We start from the raw sequence: 252 nt of genomic DNA on the forward strand, positions 1-252 counted from the left end.
TTTGTCAATTAATAGCGTATCTATCGGATATTTCGTATGCTCAAATTCAATGTCTGAATATAGGTTGTTAGTGATTAAAGAAACGGCCCTGGCTAGCAATACTAGCTGGGCTTTTTTGTTGTGTTCAATTGTTTATTTTGTTGAGGGTTTCATCACTATTTATTTGGAGGAGAGCAGACACATGAAGAAAAAACAGCTTGTTTATTGGATATCACTGGTAGTAGGGATGTTCCTGCTATTTGTTGGCGGTGG

General features: G+C 37.3%; 1 protein-coding gene. It reads left to right on the forward strand.

Translation table 11 applies throughout. From position 1 onward, the window contains the following. Nucleotides 1-70 precede the first annotated feature (70 nt). On the forward strand, nt 71-252 hold a 182-nt coding region (locus CBI42_RS13085; protein ID WP_218822079.1), incomplete at its 3' end, for a hypothetical protein.

This window comes from Streptococcus sp. KR (assembly GCF_002238115.1).
GTDB lineage: Bacteria > Bacillota > Bacilli > Lactobacillales > Streptococcaceae > Streptococcus.